Here is a 6,357-nt window from a genome sequence, read left to right on the forward strand (position 1 = left end):
CAGCTTAGGCGTCCCCAAGGGCCTTGCCCCTCGCGGCACYGAACGTCGAGGTTKCGTGTGGYCGAGCACACCGCCCGCAAGTCGCAGCSCCGCTCYTGTAGGAGCCGATTCATCGGCGAACCCTCARCGGTGATCGTCGCGAACGAGGCATTGAACCTCATCGTGGAGGCTATTCAACCGATCGCGCAATCAGCACAAGGCCTCGTTCGTAACCTCGAGAGGCTGAGGGTTCGCCGCTGAAGCGGCTCCTACGGGAGCGCGTTGAGGCAGTCGTGCGGCGCACGGCGACGRCGCGGCGTGGTGCTTTTGCCCCACGCAACCTCRACRTCCGGTGTCGCGGTCGGGTTGGCCCTTGGGGCCGCTTAAGCTGAGGGCCGCCCTGTTCCCGGGCAAGCGAGAGCGACGCCTACGGCCCGTCTCGAAGAGCCGCGCCGCGGCCCCAAGGGCCAACCCGACCGCGACCCCCACAACAAGCACGAGCGTGAGGCGGCGAACGCCGCTAGAACATGCGCCGCGTAGCGGCGGCCCTTCTAAAAAAAAGAAGCCCGCTTTCGCGGGCTCCCTTCCATCATGTCGCAACGCCTTAGCTGATCAGCCGCAACGCGAACGGATAGCGGTAGCTGCCCGTCTGGCTGACTTTCATCGCAGCGATGATGCAGAAGACCACGTTGACGATGAACAACGCCCAGTGCAGAAAGGCGCCGATAACGATGATCAGGAGGATCCAGCAGATCACATAGCCCAACAGGATCGTGATCTGGAAGTTCAGCGCTTCCTTGGCCTCGGTGACGAGATAGCCCTTATCGGCTTTGTCCTTGTTGATCAGCCACACGATCAACGGCACGAGGATGCTGAAGGCGAAGCCCAAAAGATGCGTGAACACCGCGATGTTCTTGTCGTCGTTCCCCTGGTAAGCCGGCGGAGCCGGCTCATACGGCGGCGGGCCCGGCGGGGGTGACGGTGGAATCTGATCGGATGGCGTACTCATGGCGCGGCTCCGGTGGCGATGTCGGTCCCACTGTCGGAGAGCGCCAGGGATGTGTCAAGCCGTCCTTCCGACACATGCCGCCCCGGCAGGGGCGGCAGGGTGCGATCACTCGCCCGCGATCGTCATATTCTCGATCAGCCACGAGCCGGTCAGGATGTGCGAGCGACGGTCGACGTCGTTGCCCACGGCGACAAGGTTGGCGTACATGTCGCGCAGGTTGGCCGCGATGGTGATCTCTTCGACCGGATAAGCGATCTCGCCGTTTTCCACCCAGAAACCCGATGCACCACGCGAATAATCGCCTGTGATGATCGATACGCCCTGCCCCATCACCTCGGTGACCAGGAGGCCGGTGCCGAGCTTGCGCAACATACCGGCAAAGTCGTCGTCACCCGTCTTCACCAGAAGGTTGTGCACGCCGCCCGCGTTGCCGGTGGAGGTCAGGCCGAGCTTACGTGCCGAATAGCTGCCCAGGATGTAGCGCGCGAGCACGCCATCGACGATCAGGGGCGCGTCGATCGTGGCCACGCCCTCGGCGTCGAATACGGACGAGCCGATGCCTCGCGGAATGAGAGGTTTCTCATCGATGCGGAACCACGACGGCAGAATCTGCTTGCCCACGTGGTCGAGCAGGAAGCTCGAACGGCGATAAAGCGAACCGCCGCTGACGGCACCGAGCAGGTGGCCGATCAACGAGCGCGAGATCTCGGGGGCAAACAGCACCGGGGCCTGCCGGGTACCGAGGCGACGTGCATTGAGACGCGCCAAGGTGCGCTCGGCGGCCTTGCGGCCGATCGCGGCGGGATCCATGAAATCAGCCGCGCTGCGCTGGCTGTCATACCAGTAGTCGCGCTGCATGCCGTCATCGTCGTCGCCGGCGATCAGGGCAACCGACAGCGAGTGGCGCGTGCCGCGTTCACGCCCGAGGAAACCATGAGAATTGGCGTAGACCGACAGGCTCTGGCCGGCGCTCACGCTCGAACCGTCGGAATTGGTGATGCCGCCGATGGCGCGGCCAGCGTCCTCGATCTCCTGTCCCAGGGCGATGGCGCGGTCCACATCGAGGTCCCAGGGGTGCCACAGGTCCAGATCGGGGAAGGTCGTGGCCATACGATCGGCCTCAGCCAGACCGGAAGCCGGGTCGTCTTCGGTGAACCGGGCGATGGCGCAGGCCTGGTCGATCGTGGCCTGGATCGAGTCCGGATTGAGGTCGGCGGTGCTCGCCGAGCCCTTGCGCTGGCCGAAGTACACGGTGAGGGCGAAGCCGCGGTCCCGCGTGTGTTCGACGGTTTCGACCTCGCCCAGGCGGACATTCACACTCAGGCCGACATCGACACTGGCGGAAACCTCGGCCTGGGTCGCACCGGCGGCGCGGGCTCGGCGGATGGTGTCCTCGGCAAGGGTGGCGAGGCGATCGAGGTCCTGCTGGCTGCTGTCAACGGTGGAAACGAGGCTCACGTGGGCTTCCCGGGGGCTGGCGGTTAGAATGGCAGGCCGCACGCGGCCGATTCCATCCAGATGGGGTCGCGTCACCCGATTAAAAAGCAACGCACCGCGCATGGTGCCATGGAACACATATGAGCATCCGTGTCGGCTTCTACCGCCACTTCAAGGGTATGCCCTACCGCGTGCTCGGCACCGCCCGGCATAGCGAAACCATGGAAGAACTCGTGGTTTACCAGGCCCTTTACGGCGAGCATGGCCTGTGGGTCCGCCCCGCGGCGATGTTCGCCGAGACCGTCGAACACGACGGCCGCACGCAAGCCCGCTTCGCCTTCGAAGGCGAAGCCACCGACCTTTTTGCCACGCCGGAGACCCAGCCATGAAGCCCTACGACGATCGCCCGAAGAAGGACGACGAAGAAGAAGACTTCGGCCCGAGCCGCAGCGAACTGCGCCGCAATGCCCTCGACATGCTCAAGCTGGCCAAGCAGCTGGTCGAACTGCCGCCCAGCCGCATCCCCAAGCTGAAGCTGCCCGAAGACATCGTCGACGAGATCGGCCGCACCCGTAAGGTCACCGCCCACATCGCCCACAAGCGCCAGCTGGCCTTCCTCGCCAAGCAGATGCGCCGCCACGGCGACGAGGCCTTCACCGACGCGCGCGCCGCGCTGGGTGAGGACCGCGATCGCCAGCGTCAGGAAGCCGCTCATATGCACCGCCTTGAAGCGAGGCGCGAGAAGTTGCTGGAAGGCGGTGACGTCGCGCTCGGCGAACTGTTCGACGAATACCCGAACCTCGATCGCCAGCACCTTCGCTCACTGGTCCGCCAGGCGAAGGCCGAACGCGAAGCAAGCAAGCCGCTCCACGCGTTCCGCGAGCTGTACCGCATCATCAAGGAGCTCGAAGCCGGCTCGGGCGACGACGAAGCCTAAGYCTCACGCCCCACTGTAGGAGCCGCTTCAGCAGCGAAGCTCCTCAATGAAAAGCCGGCGCCTCTCGCGCCGGCTTTTTTTAGGTTCTTCGCGGAATGCCGGGGACGCCGAAGACGGTGAGTCGCAGAGCCTTCGGCGTTTAGACGTGGCGCGCAGAGCCTTCGGCGTGCGGACGTAGCGGCGCAGAGCCTTCGGTGCCCACCCTCGCTGCTCAGACACGTCCTCCGCGTTTCGTACCGGAAAGGCCGCTGCGCGGCCGTGTACTTATTTGGCCTACGGCCGCTCCACTTGTGCGGAACTCGCCTCGAGGGTGGGCACCGAAGACTCTTCCCATCCCTGAGGTTCGTGTGGGTCGAGCCGACAAAGCAGCGCCGCGCCGGCTGCTGGCTCTTCGCCATCGCCAAACGGTCGGCTCCAGCGCGTCGAGATCGTCTGCGCGAGGCAGCGCAGCGGCGACGAAAACGCTCGCCGCGCCGGAAATGACGTATCTGCACGACCGCCGTAACGGCCGGCTTCGGCGGCAACTCCCACCCCCAACGGCTCTCCGTCCAGCTGACCGTATCGTCGTGAGAGACCTTGGTGTCCCCGCGAGACGCCCAGGTGTACGAAGCGAYGGCGAAGCCGAGCCCGCGAGGCCGAAGGCGAGCTATGCGCGAGATGCGAGATGCGAGATGCGAGATGCGAAAGAATGCCCCGCCCGAAACCCGCGCGCCCGGGCCCGGTAATCCGCAAAGAGCCTTTTTTTATGTGGGAGCCGCTGCAGCGGCGATAACCAGGCTACCGTTCACCTCACTACCGCGATCGCATCAGCGCTTAGGGAAGCGAGCCATCGCAGAAAGACTCTAGATCGTTGATTTTCGGAAGTGTCTTCGCCGCTTCTCCGGTCAGTCCATAGACCTCGATCCCTGCCAGCCGACCCGCCTGTTCGTATACGAAGATGCCGCTGCGCTCCGATCCCGACCGAAAGACGTATTCAGCTAGAGGTCGCATGCCACCCGTTGGCGCAGGGCAATCCTTCATTTCGAATTGAAGGCTCGCGCACCCGCACTTGCACTTCCAGGGTGAAACTTCGAGCAAATCAACTTGAGACAAAAAGCCAACTGCTGAAGTCGGCCCATTCTCGAGCATCCAGCAAAGAAGCTGCTTTTCTGCGTCGCTGAGAGGGCGATTCATTCGTCGTGCCTGTGGGCCGGGTTCTGATGACGACATTATCGAAGGCGGCGTGGCGCGGCAATCTGGCTATCGCCGATGAATCGGCTCCTACAGAAATCTTCGTCGTACAGAAATGTCTCGTGACGCGCTCAACGAATGGCGACGACGAAGGCGGCGGCCGATGCCACATGCGTAGCGGGCGAAGCCACAAAGGCGCCCAGCATCAGCAGGCAGGTCAGCACACCGGCGGCGAAGAAGGTCTGCAGCATGGCGGTTTCGAATTTCATAGTCGTTGTCCTTTGACGATGTTGAAGTGGGGTTCGCGATTAATGTTGCATCGGACGTGCCAACCGATGGAATGGGCCGCAGGGCGCATTCCTGGGCGGTTTACGCCGGTCGGACGAACGCATCGGTCGTGTCCGCGGACGATGCGCGGGGCGTCCGGACGGGTGTCCGGGCGTTTTGGCGGTCTGGTTATCGCCGATGAATCGGCTCCTACATAAAAAAAAAGCCCGGCGTAAGCCGGGCTCTCCTTTGCAAAGGGCGGCGGGTCGTCCCGCCACCCTTGTCTTACTTCAACCCATTACCAACCGATCCCGAGTTCGAGATGTTCCGGCTGCGTCTCGATCAACGTCGAGCTCTGGTCGGATACATCGTCGTACGCGAAGCCGTAGGCCTTGCCGTTCACGCCGTGCAGGTGCCAGAAACGCGAGTAGTAGTTCGCCGGCGACTGCAGGTAGAACGAAGAGGCATCCTTCCACTGCGTGGTGTCTTCCATCACGTGGCGGTTGAACGCTGCGCAGATCTGCGCCTCCAGCTGGCCTTCCACGCCCCACGGGTCGCTAGAGCGAGCCAGGTTGCCCTTGCCTTCCAGCACGTCCTGCGTGGTCGGCTTCTGCACGTTGAAGAGCATGCCTTCCGGCTCGTCCGCTTCGTGCGTATCCGCCCAGTTCGTGTGGGTGAAGGTCAGTACACCGTTGACCACGGTTCCTTCGAACTGCTTGGCACCGATGGTCATCTCAAGCACGTGGCTCTGGTAGTACGTCCAGGAATCGTCGATGTAGCTGTCGAAGTAATGCTCCTGCGGCTTGCCGACGTCGAACTGATCCTTGCCGGGAGCGAGGATCCGGACCGGATCCGCCTGGGTCAGCGCGAACTCGGCCGGCACTTCCTGGTTGTACTGCGCGAAGATCTGCGCGCGCGTCTGYGTGATGCCGGACGACACGTGACGGGTCTTGTTGCCGCCGAACACATCGAGCGCGAGCGGGATGGAGAACTGATCCACCTGCGTCGTGTTGATGAAGATGGCGTTGTCGTTCCAGGTGAACTCGTACCAGTCGTAGTAGACGCCGATGTTCGGATCGGTGCCGTTGAGCGGATTGGGGCCCGCGAAGCCGATCGAGTTGTCGGCGGCCTTGAGCACCTTGATGTACATCGGTTCACCAACCGAGACGAAGATGCGACCCGAATCCAGCTTCGGCAGCAGGAGCAGCTTGGACTGCGCCAGCGTGAAGAAGTAGTTCGGATAGTTCTGTCCGTTCTTGGTGAGGTGGCCGTTGCCGTCGTTGTCCTCAACCGCGAGCGGCGCGATCGTGCCATCCGGCTTGACCCACGAGAACACGTTCGTCTTCGGATCGCGACCGATCACCGCGACGTACACCTTGTCGTCGGTCCACTTGCCATTGGTCGTGTTGCGCAGCTGGGTGCCGATGAAGCCCGGATACACCGAGTAATCGAAGCCCTGCGACGGATCGTTGGAACCGGGGTTGGTCGGCTGCGTCGGCGTCGTGCCACCGCCGTCGGTACCGTAGACCTCGAGCTCCCACAGCGAGTAACCGTACTG

The 6,357-nt window shown here is 63.3% G+C and carries 7 protein-coding genes; 2 read left to right on the forward strand and 5 right to left on the reverse strand.

The window, feature by feature from the left end; genetic code table 11:
• Window positions 1-583 precede the first annotated feature (583 nt).
• Window positions 584-988 carry a DUF4870 domain-containing protein gene (locus tag AC1DSN_RS16905; RefSeq protein ID WP_477297993.1) on the reverse strand — a complete coding sequence of 135 codons (405 nt, stop codon included), beginning with the start codon at window positions 986-988 and terminating at the stop codon, window positions 584-586.
• Between the two features lie 105 nt (window positions 989-1,093).
• Window positions 1,094-2,446 (reverse strand): metalloprotease PmbA, encoded by a 1,353-nt coding sequence (gene pmbA / locus AC1DSN_RS16910; protein WP_477331804.1) that lies wholly within the window; start codon window positions 2,444-2,446, stop codon window positions 1,094-1,096.
• Window positions 2,447-2,565: 119 nt separating this feature from the next.
• Here pmbA and AC1DSN_RS16915 point away from each other — a divergent pair, with 119 nt between their 5' ends.
• The gene (locus AC1DSN_RS16915) at window positions 2,566-2,814 is read left to right on the forward strand and encodes a DUF1653 domain-containing protein (protein WP_063573764.1); all 249 of its coding nucleotides are present in this window, start codon (window positions 2,566-2,568) and stop codon (window positions 2,812-2,814) included.
• The gene (yjgA, locus tag AC1DSN_RS16920) at window positions 2,811-3,362 is read left to right on the forward strand and encodes a ribosome biogenesis factor YjgA (RefSeq protein ID WP_063573765.1); all 552 of its coding nucleotides are present in this window, start codon (window positions 2,811-2,813) and stop codon (window positions 3,360-3,362) included. Before AC1DSN_RS16915 ends, yjgA begins: the two co-directional genes overlap by 4 nt.
• Window positions 3,363-4,175: 813 nt before the next feature.
• Here yjgA and AC1DSN_RS16925 read toward each other — a convergent pair.
• The 3 genes from AC1DSN_RS16925 to AC1DSN_RS16935 all read right to left on the reverse strand — a co-directional run.
• Window positions 4,176-4,535 (reverse strand): hypothetical protein, encoded by a 360-nt coding sequence (locus AC1DSN_RS16925; protein ID WP_477331807.1) that lies wholly within the window; start codon window positions 4,533-4,535, stop codon window positions 4,176-4,178.
• A 128-nt stretch (window positions 4,536-4,663) separates the two neighbouring features.
• Entirely contained in the window at window positions 4,664-4,801 is a 138-nt protein-coding gene (locus AC1DSN_RS16930; RefSeq protein WP_157504948.1) for a hypothetical protein, read from the reverse strand.
• A 296-nt stretch (window positions 4,802-5,097) separates the two neighbouring features.
• Window positions 5,098-6,357, reverse strand: a 1,260-nt coding sequence (locus AC1DSN_RS16935) for a glycoside hydrolase family 64 protein (protein WP_477331809.1), incomplete at its 5' end; no start/stop codon positions are given.

It is taken from the genome of Luteibacter sp. P4_D7_3 (assembly GCF_056401735.1).